Source organism: uncultured Chloroflexus sp. (assembly GCF_937951745.1).
Taxonomy (GTDB): domain Bacteria; phylum Chloroflexota; class Chloroflexia; order Chloroflexales; family Chloroflexaceae; genus Chloroflexus.
Genome location: NZ_CALFBQ010000026.1, coordinates 1 through 19420 on the forward strand (window position 1 = coordinate 1; position 19420 = coordinate 19420).

18 protein-coding genes are annotated in these 19420 nt (G+C 59.8%); 10 read left to right on the forward strand and 8 right to left on the reverse strand.

What is annotated here, in order from left to right:
- The 3 genes from Q1A59_RS06975 to Q1A59_RS06985 all read left to right on the forward strand — a co-directional run.
- Positions 1–241: Franean1_4349 family RiPP (locus Q1A59_RS06975; protein ID WP_299644563.1), on the forward strand; the 241-nt coding region annotated here is incomplete at its 5' end.
- Positions 242–276: 35 nt separating this feature from the next.
- Positions 277–1752 carry a PP2C family protein-serine/threonine phosphatase gene (locus Q1A59_RS06980; RefSeq protein ID WP_299644566.1) on the forward strand — a complete coding sequence of 492 codons (1476 nt, stop codon included), beginning with the start codon at positions 277–279 and terminating at the stop codon, positions 1750–1752.
- The gene (locus tag Q1A59_RS06985) at positions 1730–2647 is read left to right on the forward strand and encodes a hypothetical protein (RefSeq protein ID WP_299644569.1); all 918 of its coding nucleotides are present in this window, start codon (positions 1730–1732) and stop codon (positions 2645–2647) included. Before Q1A59_RS06980 ends, Q1A59_RS06985 begins: the two co-directional genes overlap by 23 nt.
- Here Q1A59_RS06985 and Q1A59_RS06990 read toward each other — a convergent pair.
- Together Q1A59_RS06990 and Q1A59_RS06995 are read right to left on the reverse strand one after the other, a co-directional pair.
- Positions 2531–3493 (reverse strand): GTP-binding protein, encoded by a 963-nt coding sequence (locus Q1A59_RS06990; protein WP_298402303.1) that lies wholly within the window; start codon positions 3491–3493, stop codon positions 2531–2533. The two genes, Q1A59_RS06985 and Q1A59_RS06990, sit on opposite strands and share 117 nt — an antisense overlap.
- The gene (locus Q1A59_RS06995) at positions 3477–4607 is read right to left on the reverse strand and encodes a lipocalin-like domain-containing protein (protein ID WP_298402305.1); all 1131 of its coding nucleotides are present in this window, start codon (positions 4605–4607) and stop codon (positions 3477–3479) included. Before Q1A59_RS06995 ends, Q1A59_RS06990 begins: the two co-directional genes overlap by 17 nt.
- A 377-nt stretch (positions 4608–4984) precedes the next feature.
- Between Q1A59_RS06995 and Q1A59_RS07000 the strand changes: the two genes are divergently transcribed.
- Positions 4985–5449 (forward strand): hypothetical protein, encoded by a 465-nt coding sequence (locus Q1A59_RS07000; protein ID WP_298402307.1) that lies wholly within the window; start codon positions 4985–4987, stop codon positions 5447–5449.
- Between the two features lie 168 nt (positions 5450–5617).
- On the opposite strand, the gene pyrC is transcribed toward Q1A59_RS07000, so the two are convergent.
- Together pyrC and Q1A59_RS07010 are read right to left on the reverse strand one after the other, a co-directional pair.
- Positions 5618–6625, reverse strand: a complete 1008-nt coding sequence (gene pyrC / locus Q1A59_RS07005) for a dihydroorotase (RefSeq protein WP_298402309.1) — start codon at positions 6623–6625, stop codon at positions 5618–5620.
- Positions 6622–7554 carry a TerB family tellurite resistance protein gene (locus Q1A59_RS07010; protein ID WP_298402311.1) on the reverse strand — a complete coding sequence of 311 codons (933 nt, stop codon included), beginning with the start codon at positions 7552–7554 and terminating at the stop codon, positions 6622–6624. The genes pyrC and Q1A59_RS07010 overlap by 4 nt, the downstream gene beginning before the upstream one ends.
- A 219-nt stretch (positions 7555–7773) precedes the next feature.
- Here Q1A59_RS07010 and Q1A59_RS07015 point away from each other — a divergent pair, with 219 nt between their 5' ends.
- A complete protein-coding gene (locus tag Q1A59_RS07015) occupies positions 7774–8004 on the forward strand; it encodes a hypothetical protein (protein ID WP_298402314.1) in 231 nt (76 codons plus the stop codon).
- On the opposite strand, the gene Q1A59_RS07020 is transcribed toward Q1A59_RS07015, so the two are convergent.
- Positions 7969–10728 (reverse strand): TPM domain-containing protein, encoded by a 2760-nt coding sequence (locus tag Q1A59_RS07020; protein WP_299644575.1) that lies wholly within the window; start codon positions 10726–10728, stop codon positions 7969–7971. The two genes, Q1A59_RS07015 and Q1A59_RS07020, sit on opposite strands and share 36 nt — an antisense overlap.
- Positions 10729–10909: 181 nt before the next feature.
- Complete coding sequence (locus Q1A59_RS07025; protein WP_298402318.1) at positions 10910–11830, reverse strand: hypothetical protein; 921 nt, start codon at positions 11828–11830, stop codon at positions 10910–10912.
- A gap of 320 nt (positions 11831–12150) precedes the next feature.
- Between Q1A59_RS07025 and Q1A59_RS07030 the strand changes: the two genes are divergently transcribed.
- Complete coding sequence (locus tag Q1A59_RS07030) at positions 12151–12345, forward strand: hypothetical protein (protein WP_066783033.1); 195 nt, start codon at positions 12151–12153, stop codon at positions 12343–12345.
- A 167-nt stretch (positions 12346–12512) separates the two neighbouring features.
- On the opposite strand, the gene Q1A59_RS07035 is transcribed toward Q1A59_RS07030, so the two are convergent.
- Together Q1A59_RS07035 and Q1A59_RS07040 are read right to left on the reverse strand one after the other, a co-directional pair.
- Complete coding sequence (locus Q1A59_RS07035; protein ID WP_298482009.1) at positions 12513–13592, reverse strand: STAS domain-containing protein; 1080 nt, start codon at positions 13590–13592, stop codon at positions 12513–12515.
- A gap of 83 nt (positions 13593–13675) precedes the next feature.
- The gene (locus Q1A59_RS07040; RefSeq protein WP_298402324.1) at positions 13676–14419 is read right to left on the reverse strand and encodes an SDR family NAD(P)-dependent oxidoreductase; all 744 of its coding nucleotides are present in this window, start codon (positions 14417–14419) and stop codon (positions 13676–13678) included.
- Between the two features lie 181 nt (positions 14420–14600).
- Here Q1A59_RS07040 and Q1A59_RS07045 point away from each other — a divergent pair, with 181 nt between their 5' ends.
- The 4 genes from Q1A59_RS07045 to Q1A59_RS07060 all read left to right on the forward strand — a co-directional run bounded on the left by Q1A59_RS07045 (position 14601) and on the right by Q1A59_RS07060 (position 19344).
- Positions 14601–15653 (forward strand): ParB/RepB/Spo0J family partition protein, encoded by a 1053-nt coding sequence (locus Q1A59_RS07045; protein ID WP_298402326.1) that lies wholly within the window; start codon positions 14601–14603, stop codon positions 15651–15653.
- Between the two features lie 443 nt (positions 15654–16096).
- Positions 16097–17080 carry a patatin-like phospholipase family protein gene (locus Q1A59_RS07050; RefSeq protein ID WP_298402328.1) on the forward strand — a complete coding sequence of 328 codons (984 nt, stop codon included), beginning with the start codon at positions 16097–16099 and terminating at the stop codon, positions 17078–17080.
- Between the two features lie 264 nt (positions 17081–17344).
- Positions 17345–17833: an ASCH domain-containing protein gene (locus Q1A59_RS07055; protein ID WP_298402330.1), complete on the forward strand. Its 489-nt coding sequence runs from the start codon at positions 17345–17347 to the stop codon at positions 17831–17833.
- Between the two features lie 188 nt (positions 17834–18021).
- On the forward strand, positions 18022–19344 hold the full coding sequence (locus tag Q1A59_RS07060; protein ID WP_298402332.1) for an NAD(P)/FAD-dependent oxidoreductase: 1323 nt from the start codon (positions 18022–18024) through the stop codon (positions 19342–19344).
- Positions 19345–19420: the final 76 nt, after the last annotated feature.

Genomic DNA, 19420 nt, shown 5'->3' on the forward strand with positions numbered 1-19420 from the left:
AAGACTAGGAGGCCACGTCCGCATGAGCCCTGATTTTGAACGGCTGATCGGCAGAGCCGTGCTTGATCCTACTTTCCGCAAGCGGCTGCTCGCTGATCCGGATGCCGCAGCTAAAGAGGCTGGATTGCAGCCCGATCCTGCCGAAATGGATCGATTGCGCAAAGCGCTTACTGATCCGGCGCAACGCAAGCAGCTTGAAAATATCGATCAGCAAGCGACTTCACTCAGCGGGTGGAGTTAGCGATTAGGTGAGACGCTGAGCATTTGCAACACGTTATGAAACCGCGAGATGCCAACGTTGTGAATGAATTGCTAGGGCAGATCGATGCCCAGAATGAGCAGTTGCGCCTGCACACGATGTTGCGGATGCTCAACAATCTTGTTGTGCTGCTGACGATTGTCGCGTTGCTGATCATGCTGATTCCACCCCTTTCCCGGCCGTTGTACTATGCAATTGTGGTAACATCCTTAGCAGTCAACGGATGGATAGAATGGTTGATCCGCCATGAGCGTGAACGAATCGGCGCCGTCTTGTTGGTTCTTTGGACAAATCTCGGCATTTTGTTGATCATGGTGGCGAATGCGATCGAACACGATCTGCTTCGTGTAACGATATTCGCCGAAACGACCCCCTTATTCGTAATTCTCGCCGGATTATTGTTGGGTTGGCGGTTCGCCGGCTTGATCACAATCGGTAATCTGATAGTGATCTTTGCCGTTTATGTCATAATATTTACCGTCAACCCCACACCGCGAGGCGTTTTTGAAGAATCGACTGGGTTCTTTATTCCTATCTTGATTTACACTATTCTGGTATGGGTCGCTATCTCCTTTTATCAATGGCAACTCTCTGCATCACAGCGCCAGCTCAATCAAGCTCGTCTGCAATTGATGCAAGACCAGATGGTCCGCTATGAATTAGAACTGGCCCGTCATATCCAGCAGCGCCTCTATCCACCGCCGCCACCACCGCTCGGAGACATTCGGATTGTCGCTCGCCTAGAAGCGGCCCGTGAAACGAGCGGCGATTTTTACGATTTTGTGCAACTGCCCGATGGGCGCTGGGCCATTGTAGTGGCCGATGTGACCGGCAAAAGTGTTCCGGCTGCACTCGTGATGGTCATGGCTCGCTCGCTCTTACGTTCATATATTGCTGCCTACCAATCGCCGGCAGCCGTCTTGCGCGCTACGAATGAAATGCTCTGCCGTGATGGCTTGCAGGCCCAATATGTGACTGTATTTCTCGGCATCCTCGATCCGGCGACCTCAACGCTCATCTTTGCCACCGCTGGTCATCCCTTCCCCTATCTCCGGCGCGGTGATCAGGTTCACGAGATCGGCTGCCCGAGCCTGCCGCTTGGTGTGCAACCGACCGTTGAATATTCCGAGATCACGCTCAACCTCCAATTGGGAGATCAGGTATTTTTGTTGACTGATGGCTTCTTCGAGACCCGTAACGCTCAGCGCGAGCTGTTTGGGTTTGATCGGTTGATGAATCTGATCCGCCAAATTGATGCCACTGATCCCCAACAAGCGCTCGACCATATGTGGGCCGCTGTCGCCGATTTTCGCGGTGAGTTAGAACAGAGCGATGATATAACGGCGGTGATTATTCAGAGGCTGCCTGAACCACATTATGCTATCGCTGTCACCAACCGAACGCAGGCGCTGGCAAACGATTCAGATCAAGCTAACCCGACTGATCGTCAGGCTGCCATTCTCATTGCAGATGCCAGCACGTCAAGCGCTTGACGGTGAATTGCACCGGCTGTTAACGCTGTGGCCATATTGGCTGGCTCCCCACTGGCCGCTTCCGGCCCCCATTCTTTGTCGTGCGGCGCTCGCCACGCTGTGCGGTAGTTGGGCTGCAACCCTACGCGATGCGTGCCTCGATGGTGAAATGCCGGCGTATACCGGACGATTGGCGCACGCATTGGGGCGACGATCGTGGCGGATGTTTCTGCGTCTTGGCATCAGCCATTACTTATTGCACAGCTTGGAACACCGAATGGTCGCCGCTTACCGGCGCGAACTGGCGGCGCGGGCTGTTGATGGTCAATGGCAACCTTGGCAATTGCAGGCGCTAACCGCGCAGTGGGTGTGCGATCGTGCTGCGGGTTGGCACGTAACGCAAATCGCACATTTGACACTGGCCGGCCTGCCGCCGGATGATCCGGCTTGGCATACATTGGCTGGCGTGCTCAACTGGCTAATTCTGGCTCGCCAATTACGCGATGACGCACTTGATCTAGCTGCCGATCTGAACGCTGGACGGGCCGGCTGGTTGATCCATCTGATCGCCGAAGTCATTTGGCGGGAAGATCGCAATATGAGATCGTTAGATCAGCAGCGCATCGCCGGACGGTGGCTACTTGACGGCGGCCTCGGCCAGCGTATTGCAAAGCTGCACGCACGGCTCTGCGCTAATGCAGCCAATACAATTGCCACTTATACCAATGATCTCCCACGACTCCGCGACGTGATTGTCGCTGAACAACAAGCCGGTCAAGCTGTCTTTGCCAGCGTCCCTTCATTCGCCTTCAGTGCAACGCGCGCGCCACTGTGCGATTCGTTCGGCGCTATCAATGCAGGCGTCGAGGGCAACGCTAGCCTCAGCCAGCGCCTGTTCACGCCCGATCAGCACTAGTCGGCAGAGCGGTATAGACCGCTGCGCAAGCCGTAGCGCGCTCAAGCGCAGCCTGCCGGCTACCAGATGCACTTCATCGGCCCACGGCGAGTCGGTGCAGTAGACAATCCCTTTGGCGCGGAAAAGGCCCTTTACCGCCAGATCGCGCAGGGCCTGTTCGAACGTTGATCGGCGCAACGGCAGATCGGCTTGCCAGCTTAGCGCGTGAAATTCAGCATGCTGGTGGGACAACTCAGCCGGCAGGTGGCCATCGCTGCGCGGACTGAAGATCAGATCAGGCGAGACATCACCATAGCTTGCTGGCACAATCGGCGCGCGCCGGTTAAGCTGGCGAATCTGTCCGGTGACACCATGCATCGTCTGTGCATCAACCAGATCGCCATGGGTCAGTATGATCAGATCGGCAACCTGAATCTGGCGCATCGCCAAGGGAGTTGCAGCCAGCGCCTGCTCATAATCGGCGGCTGACACCAGCGTCACGAGCGCATCGAGCGAAATATCCACAGCGCGGAGCTGGCGCACAATCGCTCCCGGCTCGGCCAAACCGCTCGTTTCAATTGCAATGGCGTCGAGCAGGCCGCTATTCGAGAGCGTTTCGATCGCCAAGATCAGATCGCTGCCGGCCACACAACACACACACCCGCCGCTCAATTCGATCAACTGACTAGCGCCACTTTGTGCCAACAACGCGCCGTCAATCCCAATCACACCAAACTCATTGACGATCACGCCGATTCGGCGATCGGCACGAGCCAACAGCCGGCGCAACAGCGTCGTCTTGCCGCTGCCAAGGAAGCCGCTGATCAATGTGATCGGCGGCAGCGCCGGCTCATTTCGTGTCAGCATAGCCGGTCAATTCCACATAGCCGCGCCCGCTCATCGTGCCGCTCACCGTCACCGCTCCTTCCCAATAGACCACAGTCACGGGCAATTCTTGATCGCGTATTGCCGGCGTGATAGTGAGGTCTAACCCATAGCGCGGCAGGCGCAAGCGCCAACCGGAAGGATAGACCGCACCGCTGCGCGGGCTACGCCACGTATCGGTCACGCTCAGCTCGACATCGCCGGGCTCGAGAATGATCACGGTATCGTCGGGCAATACGAGACTACCGCCAACAAACGGCGACGGCCTGCCGTCGGCTTCGCGTAGTTGGTAATACATCAGATCGTGCCCACTCTCAAGCTGCAACGCAAACCAATCCCATCCTGTCAGCCCCTCTTCGAGCGCACTGGTACCCCACTCGCGATCCATCCACGTCAAGCCGCGCACCGCATACGTCGTCGCGCCAATGCGGATCGTACCCTCACTAACCATACGAGTGAGTGAGTAGTACGCCGAGGCATTGCCAATCTGCGACCCCTTCTGGCTCACGCCAGCATTGCCTTGGAGTACCGGCGGTCGGCTATTGACCGCGATCAAGTCGAGGGCAACATCATCTTGAGCAGCGCGCAGATGCATCGTCATGCCTTCCGGGCCGCTGCCTTCCACTGACCAATCGTTGAGAAAAACACGGAACGGTTCGCCGCTGGCGCCGGCCAACCCCGCCGCAGCGCGACTAAACCGCTCGAAGGCGTAAAACTGGCCGCCATCGATGTCGCTCAGGGCAAAATGGGCCATGTACACTTCACTCGCTGCCCACGCCGACTCGCGGGCCGGCGGACTGGGGCTGAGCGCGCGGCGGAAGAAGGTCAGTTGAAAGCCAAAGCGCCGGCCATTGTCGGCGGTGAGGTTGCCGGTGTAGTACCACCATTCGGTTTGGAAGGCCGGGTGCGGGCCGTGATCGGCAGGAAACACGAACAGTCGCGGCGTCGTGACACGCTCAAACCCTTCACTGTTATCAGCATTGACCGCCTCGATCGCACCGATGCTTGCCCGCACGGTCGGCTGAGCCGGCGCTGCGCAGGCCGCCAACGCGAACACGATGGTTATGATGAGCAAAAATTGACGAAAAAAGCGCATAACGTTTGGCAAGTTGCGACGGTTTCATATATAGAGGGCCTGTTTGTAGTGTACCACGGATCGGCTGGCGGAAACGAGCCAAACTAATGGAACGGAGGACATGGATCGCGCCAGCGTTTGTCATTGCGAGGGCACGTAAGCGCCCAAAGCATTTCCCCCTTCAACGTTAACGAATATCCTCCGCTTTTGGGGAGATTGCTTCGCCGCCTCCGGCGGCTCGCAATGACACCGACGCGCTCACCAATGGAAGATCTTCCTCTCACTCCAACGGGGGAAGGTTGGGGGTAAGCACCGTCAGCCCTTCCCGCCGGGAGAGGGAGAAAGCGCCCCTCCATTAGAGGAGGCTACCTCCGCGATGTACTCAACCGGAGATCGCTATGCTAGAACCTGATAATGACGCGCGGGTACTGGTGGTAATCGTGCCGCGTCCCCGTGACCTTGAACTAGCCCGCAGCGCGGGGTGGTACCGGCTACCGCTGAGCTATGCCCCGCCCCGTCTTGCCGCTGATTATCTCGCCTTCTACCAACCGGGATCCTTCGGTGCTGAGCGATGGCGGGTGCAGCGTTACGCTGCCGTGCTGCGCTATCACATCGTGCAGCGTCGTGATCTCTTGCCTGACGAACCTAACCATCCCCGCGCTAGCGAACGCTACTACCGGATCGATCTTGGGCCGCTGTGCGAGCTGGAGCGACCGGTGCTGGCAGCGCGCTTGCGCCGGATCACCTTCATCGCTACCACCTTTGGCCGGTTGCGGCAAGCAATTGATGTGACCGATCTGTTTATGCCGCCGCCGCCTCCCGACGTGTGGGGCGGCGGGTTGGCGGGCAAGGCGATTACGTAAGGCGCAGCGCATGTAACCGCAAAGGCGTAAAGCACGCACAGGATCGCCAAGGTTTGATAGACGTAAAAGCGCGAAGCGGTATCGGGCGAGCGAGACAACTCGTCTTATGACATTCCCGCAAACCCATTTGCATTCTTCGCGTCTTTTGCGTTAAGAACCTCTGCACCTCTACGCCTTGGCTTCCTCGTTCACCACCCGCCAGCGCAACGTCTGGCCGGCAGCAAACGGCACGACATTGCCATAACGATCCGGCACCTGCCACGGTTCTTCAACCAGCCGCACCATACGCGCTGGCGGGGTCAAACCGTGGATACGGCAAGCATTGCCGCTGACAAACGCCGGCAAGCGATCGAGCGCATCGTGGCGCTCAAACAGCTCAACCAGCAGCGGCAGCAGCACCGGCGCCGAAAAGACCCCGGCAGCGCAGAAGGCGGCTTCTTTGCGATCAATCGGGTGCGGAGCCGAGTCACTGCCCAACATCAGCTTGGGATAGCCAGCCAACGCCGCCGCCAGCAGCGCATCGCGATCCGCCGGACGCTTTGCAATCGGCTTACAGAAGAGGTGCGGCTGCAACAACTCACCGGCTACATCATCGAGTGTAATCATTAGGTGATGCAGTGTCACCGTCGCAAACAGATTGGGATAGCGGTCGAGCAGATCGAGCGCGGCGGCAGTGGTAATATGCTCCATCACAATCCGCAGGCGCGGAAACGCGCGCGCCCACCGCTCGTAGACAGGCAAAAACTCGGCTTCGCGATCAAGCACAAAGCCGTGGCTCTCGCCATGCACTAGCAGCGGAATACCTAGTTCTTCCATCAGCGCTAGCGTTGGCTCAATCGCGGCCAGATCGCTCACCCCGCCAGCGCTGTTGGTGGTCACACCTGCGGGGTAGAGCTTAATCGCAAAGATCTGATCACGCAGCGACCGCAACGTCGCCGCATCATACGGGCGAAAAAAGAGCGTCATCAGCGGCAGAAACGGGTAGGGTTCCGTCGCAGCCAGAATCTCGGCTCGATAGCGCGCCAACCGCTCGGCGTTATCCACCGGCGGGATCAGGTTTGGCATAATCACAGCGCCGGCGAATTGGGTGGCGGAAAAAGGCGCGACAAGGCGCAACATCGCGCCTTCGCGCAGATGCAGATGCATGTCAAGCGGCGCAAAGAGGGTCACCATCATAAGCGTTTTCCGGGTTGGCGCGGCAAACGCATCCGCGCCGCCACAAAGCGATCATGAGGCAGGTTAATAGCGGCAGTGATCCGGCTAATCTCGGCGCTTTCAGCGCCAGACAGTTCGCCGTCAGCGAGAGCCACCGCAAACAGCGCATCAAGAAATCGTTCGCGCTGCTCGACCGAGGTTGACTCGGCAAACTCTTTGGCGAGACGGAAGAAATCAAGGCTGGCCGCACTCTCAGCCAAGGCCACCTCGGCCACAAGTGTGGCGCGGGCATGGTCGAGATGCCACCATTCTTCGAGAATCGCTACAATCTTATCATGCTCAGCCGGGGTCACCTCCTTATCGGCACGCGCGACGTGGGCTAATAGGCCACCGGCTAAAGCCAGCGCGTAGACCTCGCGCTGATCAACACCCAGTTCGTCAATATGGATGCCAAGACGCATGTTCAATGCGTAATAAATCCGGTTGCGCAAAAACTCTTGCAACAGATCTTCGCGATTGGGACCACGAGCGCGAATGCCAAGCGCCAAGCGGAAGGCGCGGCCCAATTGGTGGAGCAGGCTATGGTTATCGTGATCGAGCGCGGCATGAATTTCTTGGGCAACCGCGCGCTCGGCTGGCGTTAACACCCGATCGGCGGCAAGCAAGCGATCGATGGCACTGATTGCAATCTGGCGCTCAGTCGGCGTTGCAATCAGATCACGCAGATCGGCGATCAACCGCGCCCGTTCGGCAGCCTCCACCGGTGAATGGAGATAAATTTCCAGCTCAGCCCACTCTTCGGCGGTTAATGCGAGATTGCCGCTGGTTTGGCCCAACTCGGCCAACAACCGCTTCAAATCGTTGATCTCATCTAGCGTCAACTCGCCATCGGCCCACGCCGCCGCAATAATCACTTTCGCCAGCGCCATTGCTAGGGGATGTTTAGCCATAATCGCCCCGCTCAATCACCAACTGCGCCGCCCGCATGGCACCATCAACCCAGTTGAGCCATCTGCATCCGGTGCTATCACCGCATAAAACGACTGTACAGTGTAACGTCCATATTGTACAATAACTAAGGAGAGATTATCTACCGGTAAAGAGGCCGAGGAATGCAACGCCGCTGACCCAAAAGGGTCAAGCGGCGTGTGATTTTGAAGGAGGAGATCATGCACACCAACCTCACCTGCCCCCGCTGCGGCCAGCCACTCACCTCCGAGGGCACGTACCTCCGGTGCGCGGCACACGGCCTCTTCTTCCGCTACGGCCCCCGCCGGTTGCTGGCGGCGCCGCAACCGGAAGTGAATGACGACTATCTCATGCCGTGGCAAACGCTGGCGGAAGCAGCACCGGAGCGGTTAGAATTACCAGCCGCCGCCGCCACCGCGCCTGCCAAATGAGCCGCCACCGCCGCCGCGACCGAACGAACCGCCACCGCCGCCGCGGCTACTCCAGCCACTGCTGCTCGACGAGGAGCTGCCCCAAGAGCTGCGCCGTGATGAGCTGCTCCAACTCCGGCTGTACCCCCAACCGCCGGCAGCCCGCCCGATTGTCGAAGCGACACTATCGGTGGCAGTCCGCGATGACAATGATGGTTGCAACGTCAGGAGCAGTTCATCCGCTGCGGTAATAATTGCCTTTGCCTCAGCCAATGCTGCGTTTAGGGCCTGTTCACCGTTGATTGGCAACCGGATGTGATTAAACCGCTGCTGTAACGCGGTATATTTGCCGCTTACCGAAGCCGGCCAACCCAAGAGCGACGCTGTACGCAGCCGTTCAATCCGATCCAACCGATCACGGGCCTGCTGCAACGCTTGATTAAGTTGGGCACGCAACGCTTCCAGCCGTTGCACATCGGCATACGCGGCTTGATAGGCTGCCATCGCCATTTGCAAGATGACTTGATAGCGTTCAATCGTCTCGGTCAGCACCTGCCGGCGGGCGGCATCCTCGCGTTCCTCGGCTTGGCGCATCAAGGCAAATGTCTGCTGTACCTGCTGCCGCACCTGCTCGATCTGCTGGATAGTCGCCGGGGCTAGATCAGCGTCATGCACCGAGGCGTAATGCACCAACTTTTGCACTTCGGCGGTTGCTAACTGCTGTGCCTGCTGGGCGCGTTCGCGCAAGCGGGCAGTCTGTTCGGCTTCATCACGCGCGCCAGCTAGCGCCTGATCGGCCAGCCGGTCAGCCTCTTGCGCATCTTGCACCAGCCGCAGCCAATCGGGGTTAGGTTTGGCGGCTTCGGCTTGGGCTGCTTGCAAGAGGGTGGCCGCGCGTGCCAGCAAGGTGTCGGCCTGCGGGCTAACATCGGCATCGTGAGCGGCCACAAACGAACGGCCAGCGTTGATCGACCGATCAGCTTCAGCCAAGAGATCGCGGGCAATAGCACGGGCATGCTCCAGTGCGCGTAAGCGGTCGGTAATCGCGCCGATCAGCCGCTCGACGTGATCAAGCTCCTGCTCGGCGGCATCGAGGTACGAGCGCGCGGCCAAAAACTCTTGCGTTTCCATGGTGTTCGCAGCTTTAGCTGCTTCCCAATGCTCAAACGCTCGCTCAGCCGCCGCCTCGGCCTCGCTGCCGTTGCCGCAAATATCTGCCCACGTACTCTCGGCAAACTCATCAACCAGATCGAACGCCTCGCGCCCTTGGGCAATCAGATCGGCAATCTGCGGGCCACGCTCAGCTAGCGCCGCGATCCGCCGCTCGTTCTCGGCACGGATCGCAGGCAGATCGAACCCTTCTTGACGGGCGCGCTCCAACGCCGCTTCCGCTTCCATGATTGCCGCTTCCGCCGTTTCCAAATCACCTTGCTGCAACGCGGCGGCCAACCGGTCAAGCGCTGCGCGGGCCGCATCCAGCGCGGCATGGCAGGCATCCATGCGATAACCTTCGGCAGCCAACGCCTCGGCGGTGCGGCGACCCTGCGCAATAGCCGCGCGCGCCTTGGCGTAACGATCCAGAATATTGATCAACGTCTGCCCTATGACCGACGCCGCTCGCGCCGCCGTACTCGCCACCGCCGCCTCGAGCTGCGCTAGCACCGCGACGGCGCGCTCCAGCTCGCGCTGCGCTGGGGCTAACACTCCGGCATGATCGGCCAGCTCATTGCCAAACTGCGGCAGCCGTTCAGCGACGCCGGTCAGGACTTTTTTTGCCTGATCGACATCCTCCTGCGCTTGACGCGCCAGCGCATCGAGTTCGGCGCGGCGCTGCTCAAGCGCGTGTAATCGTTCAGCAACCGTAGCCGCCTTTTCCTGCAATTGTTCATAGGCCGTAGCCGCCGCAGCTAACGCTTCCAGCGACGGCTTCGCTTCACGGTTCAGTTGCTCGCCGATCTCGTCAAAAGTGACCTTCAGAGCAGTAAAGGCGTTGCGCGCCGCTTCTTGCATTTGGAGCAACTCGGCCACTGCCGCTGGCGGGTACGAAACGCGGTCGTATTTAGCCTTTTCTGCGGCGTCAGCAAACCGCTGGCCGAGCTGCACTACCCATCCTCCCGCCTGTTCGCGAGCATCGCGCAGGCGCTTCTCAGCAGCCTGCCGCGTCTGCCGGCGACGGCGCAATTGGTACGCGCCCGCCCCAGCCGCAGCCGCGCCAGCCAAGCCCAACCCGCCGATTACCACTGGAGTCAAATCGGTATTGATCGTCAAACCGCCGCCGGGCCGGGGCGGATTTACAATCGCTGTTTCAATCGCTGTCAAAGCGCTGGTCACGCCGCGGGTAAAATCACCGGCGGCCAGACCGGGGTTAAGCTGGGTGGAACGGATCGTCTCATAGTTGTCATTTACTGCCAGCGCCGCATTCCAATCATCACCGAAAACGATCGCGCTGTAGCGATCATTGACCGCAACATAGATCGCGATCAAATTCGAGCGCACCGAACCATCGCTACGGCCAAGGCCATCGGCGATCAAGCGGCGATTAAAATCAGCCTCGCCACCGTTATCAACCACATACACCGCCACCTGCGCACCGCGCCGGATCAGGGGGCCGGCAGCGGCTTGCACCGCCGATTCGTTCAGCCGGCCAGCCGGGTCGACCAGCACCAGCCGACCTTGGGCCAATACCGGCGTAAGCAGCAACAGGGCTAGCGCTAGCCCAACCAACCAGCGAGTTCTCCTACTCATGGGCATACTCCTTTGCCCGCAGCAGACGCAAAGATCCCGCACACTACTATTCTTCCCGCATAACAGTACGTCTGAGCAGCATAGATCGTTGCATGCTATTGGAAGCACGGGCGGCCCGCCCGCAGCCCGCGCCCCAATATGAGGAGCGCGAGCACCCCTCCCACAGCGCAGCCTAAATCACTCACGGTCTAGGCGTCCCATTCCCCGGCGCCGGCAAATCACGGAAATCGGCCGGAGGCATAAGCCGGATCGACCCATTGATCTCGCTGAGTTGCACATCGAGCGCGAATGAGAAGGGTTGCGCTTGACCTTGCGGATCGGTCGCCGTGCCGGTGAAGGTAATGGTAAGTTGGTGCAGATACCCATCATCGCACACCCAAACCTGCGCTGCCGCGTCAGTAATTGCACTTTCAGGCAACTGCGTAGGGAGACCGACGGCATTAAGACTGGCGAAAAGGGCTGTCGTTGCGTCGCGATCACCGCGATACTCTTGGCAACGAACGCCGTTACGTTCAGCGGTCGCACCAGCGGTAAAGCGACTGAAATCGGCGCCGGCGTTGCCTACTGCGCTCAATGTAGTATCGACCTGCGCTGGCGGCGTGGCAATCGCGCTCTGTTCGGGGGCTAACCGATACCAGACATCATCAGGCGCACCGAGAAAAGTTAGCGGGCCGCGGGCATAACTTACCCCTCCCACCGTCATTGCCTGCAAGCCGCGGGTCACGTCAGCGCCGAGAAACGCCGCCAGAAAGCCACGCAACGTAAACGAGACATCGGCACCGGCAAATTGCGCATCAAGCCCTAGCAGTTCGGTTGTCGCATTACCCAGATTGAACCCGCCAACTAACCCGCTGCCGCGCAAAACCAACTGCATTCGATAGGTATCGATAGTAGCCGTTTGGCGAATTGCCGCCGGAATCGCACTGCCCGCCGGCGCCGCAGCAGCGGTTGGAGTTGGGACAGGGGTCGTTGTAGGCGAGGGGGTTGGTGAGGGTACCGGCGACGGCGTAGCCGTTGGCGGCGGGGTCGGCGTTGGGGCTGACGGAGCAGCGCAACCAACTATAAATACGGCTATCAGGACAAGCACGACAAGACGCACCACGTTCATCCTTTCCCTTTCGATCAGATGATGGGTCGCATCACCGTGGCAACAGCGGGGTGTTACCAATAACACAGGGTTTGGCCGAACTAAATATCAGGGCACAGCGATGCTGTGCCCGTATCATATCGCATCCAAGCTTGATTATAGCAGCGAAGGAAGGCATACGACAAGGCAAACGCTAGCCAAACACTGGTTGGCGCGGTATCATGGGTAGAGAGACATTGCTGGGCAAAGCCGGTGAGCAGCTTCTGCTGTTGCATTCAGCGTATAATCGCAGTATGATATGTCAAAAGCGTACATCCATAGACAGGAGGCGAACGATGGATTTCTGGATTATGGTCGGGATCGTTATTTTTGTCTTTATTGGGCAAGCCGTCCTGTGGTCGTGGGTCATTATCCAGCGCAACAAGGTCGCGCCCGACGTCAAAATTTTCAACTGGCGCGAACTGTCGCAAGCGTTTGACCGCTGGCTCGCCGAGCGCCAACGCCGGCGGCAGAACCGCTCGTTCCGGTAACGTGAAGGGTGCGAAGGGGGTAAACGCACAGGCGCGAAGGATTTTGGTAGGTGGGGCATCAGCGTGCTGGTAGCTATCCTTGACAACCTTTGCACCTTTGCGTCTGTGCAGTTCAAACGCTTTGCGTCTGTGCGCCTTTGCGGTTCAAACGCTTTACGCCTTTGCGGTTACACTTCCACCTGCTCGCGGCGCAGCGCCGAGGCTAGATCGGCTGCCGTTGCCACATCAGCCAGATCGACGCCAAGCGCAACCATCGTCTGCGCCACTTCCGGCCGCACCCCGACTAATGTTACCTCGGCGCCAAGCAAGCGGGCGGCTTGCACTAGCTTAATGAGACCGGCAGCAACCGTCGTATCGACAAACGGCATGCCGGTAATATCAAGCACCAGATGGCGCGCGCCAGTCTGATCGATCGCTTGCAACGCAGTTGACTGTGCTAGCCGGATCCGATCATCATCCAGCTCTCCCACCAAGGGCATTACCAGCGTCGCGCGGCCTACTGGCAAAACCGGCATACTCAGGCCGCGGATCAACTCGCGCTGCCGTTCATTCTCGGCCAGCAATCGGCTCTGTTCAGTCATTTGCCACTCAACTTCAGCCAACACCTGTTGCAATTCCGCCGTGCGTTCCGCAACCCGCTCTTGCAAACTGGCCCGTTCGCGCTGCAAATCTTCATTCACTTGCCGTAACTGCGTGATCACGCCGATCAACCGCTCGTGAAATAGCCACAGTTGCAAGAGTAAAATTGCGCTAATCCCCAACACCCCGGCAAACTGAAACGGTATTTCCAACACATCAGGAACAGGTGGAAAGAGGCGTAGCTGCGAACCAAGGATGAGTGTGACAAAGACTCCAATCCACGCAATGATGAGCAAGCGGCGGAGGATCTGGCCACTGAGGAACGGCAACATGGCAACAATTGCAATCACCGGTCCAAACGCCATTAAACTGGCGATGTTTGGCAAGATCACTGCACCAGCTAGACTGTACAATATCAGCGCGATAAATGACGTCATCAACGAAACGCGCACTTGCCCGCTGCGCGCCTGCGCCCATGCCTGCAACAGACCGACGACCAACATCCAATCGAGGATCATCAGCGCAATTAGGGTAGCGGTTTGCCAGATAAGCGCGGAAATCGTGGCGATCATAGCAACCACTCCCACGATTCCGGACACTATCAAAAAGAAGCGTTGAAGTTGGCGAACTTGTCCCAGCGACAGCGTTGAGATAAACGGTTCGTGCATAGCGTCCTCGATCGCGTCGTTGCTTCCGATAGCGCTGTCATCGTACCATATCTTGACAAACGCGCTGTAATCCCGCTTTTGCCTCAATCCATTGTGATCCCGCCATCGACATCGAGTGTCTCGCCGGTGATGAAGGCAGCTTCTGCTGAAGCGAGGAAGACCGCTGCTGCCGCCACTTCGACCGGTTGGGCAAAGCGGCCCAGCGGAATGAGTGCCTGCACCCGCTCGCGCTGCGCCAGCGTCATCGCGCCAAGCAACGGCGTCTCGACCGGGCCGGGGCAGATGGCGTTGGCGGTGATGCCATGTGGAGCCAGTTCGCGGGCAAGGGCCTTGGTCAAGCCGATCGCGCCGGCTTTGGCCGCGCTGTAGGCGGCGCTGCCGAGAATGCCGCCACCGCGCTTGCCGGCTACCGACGCGATGGTGATCAAGCGGCCATACCGATTGGCGATCATCGCCGGCACGACGGTGCGGCACGTGTGATAGATCGCGCTCAGATTGACCGCCAGCGTCCGTTCCCATTCGGCAGGAGCTAGTTCGAGGAACGGCGCCGAGCTGATGATTGCGGCGTTGTTGACCAGAATATCCACCCTGCCCCACTGCGCGAGCACATCGCCGATCACCGCCGTCACTGCGGCGGCATCAGCTACATCAACTGCGGCGCTCAATGCGGCGGGGCCAAGCTGCGCCGCCACTTCGGCGACTAGCGTTGCCTCGCGGTCGAGGAGGGCAACGGACGCGCCGTGTTCGGCGAGGGCGACGGCGATGGCGCGGCCAATTCCGCGTCCCGCGCCGGTGACAATCGCAGTGCGTCCGGTGAGATCAAACATAGATACCTCAGAGAGGAAAAGTGCAAAGGCGCGAAGATTGTAACGTAAAGGCGCAAAAAGGACAAGCCAGCAGACAAGTTGCCAGCATGGCCCAAGCCTGCTATACTTGACACACTTGTTCGGATAGCAGTCGCGATGACCGGCGCTGACCGGTCATTGCGTTGTCAAGGGGGAACCCGCGATGCAATTGCTTTATCTCGATCCGCGCCAACTAGACGTTGACCCGGCGGGGGTGCGCGAGGAGCCGGGGGATGTGGCTGGGTTGGCGGCGACGATTGCGGAATACGGTTTGTTACAGCCGATTGGGGTGACGCCAGCGGGAGGTGGGCGGTACCGGGTGGTCTACGGCGGGAGGCGGCGAGCAGCGGCGATCCAACTTGGGTTGAGCAAGGTGCCTTGCATCGTGCTCGATAGTGATGACCCTGACCTGCTGCTGCGCCAGTTGATCGAAAATGTGCAGCGCCAAGACCTCAACGATCTCGAGCAAGCCCGCGCCTTCGCCCGGCTGCGTGAGCACATCATCGCCACGCGCGGCAAACTACCCGACAACGAGCTTGACGAAGCGGTCGGGCAAGCGGTCGGTCTCGGCGCGCGCACAGTGCGCCGCTACCTCGGCCTGCTCGAACTGCCGGAAGAAGTGCAGCAGATGATCCGGCGCGGCGAGTTGAACGTGACCCAAGCCCAGCACTTGCGTCGCATTACCAACCCTAAGACCCAGATCGATCTAGCTCGCTTCGCGGTCGAAGAGGGTATGTCGGCAGCAGAACTGAGCCGGCTCACGACCTACTTCGCCGCCAACCCCAACCTGACCCTCGACGTCGCCTTGCAGGCGCTCGAACAAGGCGCCGAGCTGCGTACCAAAGCTACCCCGGACGTTAGCAGCGGCGGCCCGCTCAGCCACACGCCGGTGGCAGTGGTTGATCTGCCTGAACACGATGACGTGTGGGAAGACGAGGAGGGTGCGGCGGACGGCGAGTATTTGACGGTGGTGGAAGAGACGGTTGAGAATCAACCCAAGAACAAATCCCGTGTTTTCCGCATCCGTTCGCTCGACCAAATGGTTGACGAGAGCGACCGCCTCGCTCGCGCCGTGCATGACGGCGACCTGCTGAAGTGGATCGAACGCGACGAAGGAGCGGCGTTCAAGGTCAGCTTGCTGTTACGCCAGCTCGAAAGCCTCACCCGCGCCCTGCGTGAGATTGCCCGCCAGCGCAATATCCCGATTGAACCGTAACCGCGCGGGGATGGTTGTTGCCATCCCCTGCGCTGACCAACGGCATGCCCTATACAGGGATGCCGTCGCATCGTCATCCCCGTAACGACGCCCAGCCGAACGTTCAACCAGTCGTCATCCCTGTAGAGACGCGGGGCTGTGCGCCTCCCCCTCTGCCCCCGATTGCATATCGGGGTGCGCCGGTGGCCGGCGAGTGGCAAGGAGGCAGTGACGAACGTTCAACCGGTCGTCATCCCCGTCACAACGCACGGCTGTGCGTCTCCCCACCCAATGCCACCCTCGGATAGCATGCCGAATGCGCTGGCGGGAACCGCGTGATCTGTGGTTGTGCGTGAATTGGCGGATGGTTGATTCAGGCAATGCGGGGGCGGTATTGATGGAGACGCACGGCTGAGCGTCGCTACGGGATCACAAACCGTTCCCGGCATTGTATAATTAATGATATGAACAACAACATTAGATGGCTCAACCGAATCCGCGCTCGATTGCAACGGCCCGCCGCGCCGCCGGAGGAACGGCGGCTGGGTTTGGCGCTCAGCGGCGGCGGTGGGAAGGGGGCTGCTCACATCGGCGTCTTGCAGGTGCTACAAGAGCTAGACATACCGATTGACCTGATTGTTGGTACGTCAGCCGGTGGAGCGGTGGCAGTGCTCTACGCCGCTGGGTTTGACTTACCCGCGATACAAGAGGTCTTTCGCCAGAGCGCACTGCGCCGCATTGCCACGCCTGATCCGACCGGCACCGGTATTATCGGTCAGCGCCGGCGCGAAGAGATGCTACGCCGCTTGCTCGGTGATCGCACCTTTGCCGATCTGCGCATTCCTTGCGCCGTCGTCGCCACCGATCTAGTCAGCGGCGAGCTGGTGGTGTTGCGCGAGGGGCCGGTAGTACCGGCGCTGCTGGCGACAACGGCGCTGCCGGCGCTCTTCCCGCCAGTGCCTTACGGCGAGATGCTGCTCGCCGATGGCGGCATTCTCAACAATCTGCCGGTTGATGTCGCCTACGAGATGGGGGCGCAGCGGGTGATCGCAGTCGATCTGCGCGATGCCAACACCGGCTTCTCACTCCAACCCGAAGAGAACGATAACCTGTTCGCTCGCCTCATGTTCGCGCCTAAGCAATTCGCTGTCGCCCAACGGGCGTTGAGTTTGCTTATGGCGGAGGCGACCGAACTGCGTTTGCAGCAGTATCCACCCGACCTCCTTATTCAGCCCGATGTGAGCAGCATCGCGACCCTCGACCTGACGACGCCGGAGAAAGGGTTTGCCATTGGGGTTGAAGCTGCCCACGAGCTAGCCGGTGAGTTGATCGATTTGCGTTTGTGGCGTAAAGGTACTCAGTTGGCTGCCCAACCCCAACCAGCCCGTCCGCCGCGCCTGCCTGCGCTGCCGGCGTATCGACGGGTGACCACCCCGGTGACGTCGTAATGTGGTTGCCCCCACCTCTAACCCCTCCTACGCCGGAGGAGAGGAGCGCCCTTACCCCCTCTCCCACGCCAGTGGGCGAGGGGAAGGGTTGCTACTGCGTTCCGCGATCCGGTTGTCATTGCGAGCTGAGCGACGCGAGGCGAAGCTATCCCCCACGAAGGCGCATGCTGCCACTCATCGCGTGGAACCGCTTCCCAGCTCGGCTACGTCGTGGTGTGGCTATTTCGTACCCTCACCCCCACCCCGTCCCCGCTGATTGCAAACATGAACATCCCTCCGACAGTCTGGCAAGCAATCCTCTCAGCCACCATTGGGCACCCGGCTTGGCACGAGCGGTTGCGAGCGTGGCGCGAAGGGCGCAGCACGGCTACCCTTCACCTTGCTATGTTGCGCGAGCCATACTTGGGCCGCATCCTTGCCGGACGCAAGCGGATCGAAAGCCGGTTTGGGCGCGACCGGCGCGCGCCGTTTGGGCAAGTGAAGGCTGGTGATCTTGTGTTGCTCAAGCGGGCTAGTGGCCCGTTGGCCGGGTTGGCGCTGGTGACGCATACGATCAGCCGGGAGATAACGCTGTCTGTAATCAATGAACTTCGCACTGTTTACGCCGCTGATCTGGCGATTGATGATCCACAATTTTGGGAACTCCACGCCTGTGATCGTTATGTCACCTTGATTTGGATCGACGACATCTATCCACTGCCGGCCATTGCCTTACCTCGGCGCGACCGGCGCGGGTGGGTGGTGGTGGGTTAGGGTTTTTGCCCGCACAGGGCGCGCAGGAGTGGAGTCGCTCGTTTTCTCTTCTGTCTGCCAACATCCATTTGCTCGGCGCTTACGTTACGTTTAGAGGGAGCACCCCCTTCTCTCCACCCTACGACCGATTGACGGCCAATGCCAGTTGTGTTATTTTGTGAATGATTTCACTAGAAAGGAGGCGGGCAATGGCTTCGCCACTATCAACAACGTCTCTCGCCCCGACAGCCCGCCCGCGCGTTGTGATCGTCGGTGCGGGTTTTGGGGGCCTCGCTGCAGCGCGCATGCTCGCCAAAGCGCCGGTTGATGTGCTATTGATCAATCGCACCAATTACCATGGCTTCTGGCCGTTGCTGTATCAAGTTGCTACCGCCGGTCTCGAACCAGAGTCGATCGCGTATCCGGTGCGTGCCATCTTGCGCCGCTACCGCAATGCCAGTTTCTTGCTGGCCGAAGTCACCGGGGTTGATTTCGCGCGGCATCTTGTGCATACCAATACCGGCCCCGTCAGCTACGATTATCTCATCCTCGCTGCGGGCAGCACGACCAACTTCTTCGGCAACGAGCGAATTGCACGGTATACGATGGGGATGAAAGACCTCAATGAAGCGCAGCGGCTGCGTAATCACGTGCTCTTGTGCTGCGAGTATGCCGCCGCCGAGAGCGATCCAAACCGGCGCGCAGCGTTGCTCACCTTTGCCGTGGTTGGCGGTGGGCCGACCGGGGTCGAGTTGGCCGGTGCGTTTGTCGAGCTGATCCGGCACGTGATTCGCCACGACTACCCGATGCTCGATGTGCAACAGGCACGGGTGGTGTTGATCGAAGCAACTGGCCACATCCTTGCCTCTTTTCCTGAATCGTTGCAGTGGGCAGCTTTGCAACGCTTGCAGCAGATGGGGGTTGAAGTGCGGTTGAATGCACCGGTGGCCAACGCCGATCCGCACGGGCTCAATTTCCGCGATGGTTCGCGGTTAGACGCCGAGACCGTAGTGTGGGCAGCGGGGGTACGAGGGGCGCCGCTGGCCGATGCGCTTGGCGTGACGCTGGGGCGCGGGGCGCGAGTGGTGGTGACGCCAGAACTGACCTTGCCGGATGATCAGCGGGTGTTTGTGATTGGCGATATGGCTTATCTCGAAGGCTACCGGCCCGGTGTTGCGTATCCCATGGTCGCACCGGTGGCGATTCAGATGGGCGAACAGGCGGCACGGAATATCGTTGCGCAGATCAACGGCCAGCCAATGCAGCCCTTTCGCTACGTTGACAAAGGCCAGATGGCAACCATCGGACGTAGCGCCGCCGTGCTCGACGCTTTTGGCATCAGGCTGAGCGGATGGCCGGCGTGGGCTGGCTGGCTGTTCGTGCATCTGATGGCGTTGGTTGGCTTTCGCAACCGGGCATTGGTGCTGTTGAATTGGGCTTATAGTTACTTCACCTATGATCGCGGGGTGCGGCTCATTTTTGGGGTCGGAGCAGAGGAGCAGCCAGTTGCGGAGGCGGTCTGGCGCGATTGATGCTCCACTCTGCAGCTTGGATGGCGTGCGGCAGTTTGACTGCCGCACGCCATCCGTTTTGCGCGTTGTGTTGGTC

What these genes read in the sequence shown, in the direction of transcription:
- Q1A59_RS06980 (WP_299644566.1), top strand. Translation starts at nt 277, where the DNA reads ATGAAACCGCGAGATGCCAACGTTGTGAATGAATTGCTAGGGCAGATC.
- Q1A59_RS06985 (WP_299644569.1), top strand. Translation starts at nt 1,730, where the DNA reads ATGCCAGCACGTCAAGCGCTTGACGGTGAATTGCACCGGCTGTTAACG.
- Q1A59_RS06990 (WP_298402303.1), bottom strand. Translation starts at nt 3,493, where the DNA reads ATGCTGACACGAAATGAGCCGGCGCTGCCGCCGATCACATTGATCAGC.
- Q1A59_RS06995 (WP_298402305.1), bottom strand. Translation starts at nt 4,607, where the DNA reads ATGCGCTTTTTTCGTCAATTTTTGCTCATCATAACCATCGTGTTCGCG.
- Q1A59_RS07000 (WP_298402307.1), top strand. Translation starts at nt 4,985, where the DNA reads ATGCTAGAACCTGATAATGACGCGCGGGTACTGGTGGTAATCGTGCCG.
- pyrC (WP_298402309.1), bottom strand. Translation starts at nt 6,625, where the DNA reads ATGATGGTGACCCTCTTTGCGCCGCTTGACATGCATCTGCATCTGCGC.
- Q1A59_RS07010 (WP_298402311.1), bottom strand. Translation starts at nt 7,554, where the DNA reads ATGGCTAAACATCCCCTAGCAATGGCGCTGGCGAAAGTGATTATTGCG.
- Q1A59_RS07015 (WP_298402314.1), top strand. Translation starts at nt 7,774, where the DNA reads ATGCACACCAACCTCACCTGCCCCCGCTGCGGCCAGCCACTCACCTCC.
- Q1A59_RS07020 (WP_299644575.1), bottom strand. Translation starts at nt 10,728, where the DNA reads ATGAGTAGGAGAACTCGCTGGTTGGTTGGGCTAGCGCTAGCCCTGTTG.
- Q1A59_RS07030 (WP_066783033.1), top strand. Translation starts at nt 12,151, where the DNA reads ATGGATTTCTGGATTATGGTCGGGATCGTTATTTTTGTCTTTATTGGG.
- Q1A59_RS07035 (WP_298482009.1), bottom strand. Translation starts at nt 13,592, where the DNA reads ATGCACGAACCGTTTATCTCAACGCTGTCGCTGGGACAAGTTCGCCAA.
- Q1A59_RS07040 (WP_298402324.1), bottom strand. Translation starts at nt 14,419, where the DNA reads ATGTTTGATCTCACCGGACGCACTGCGATTGTCACCGGCGCGGGACGC.
- Q1A59_RS07045 (WP_298402326.1), top strand. Translation starts at nt 14,601, where the DNA reads ATGCAATTGCTTTATCTCGATCCGCGCCAACTAGACGTTGACCCGGCG.
- Q1A59_RS07050 (WP_298402328.1), top strand. Translation starts at nt 16,097, where the DNA reads ATGAACAACAACATTAGATGGCTCAACCGAATCCGCGCTCGATTGCAA.
- Q1A59_RS07055 (WP_298402330.1), top strand. Translation starts at nt 17,345, where the DNA reads ATGAACATCCCTCCGACAGTCTGGCAAGCAATCCTCTCAGCCACCATT.
- Q1A59_RS07060 (WP_298402332.1), top strand. Translation starts at nt 18,022, where the DNA reads ATGGCTTCGCCACTATCAACAACGTCTCTCGCCCCGACAGCCCGCCCG.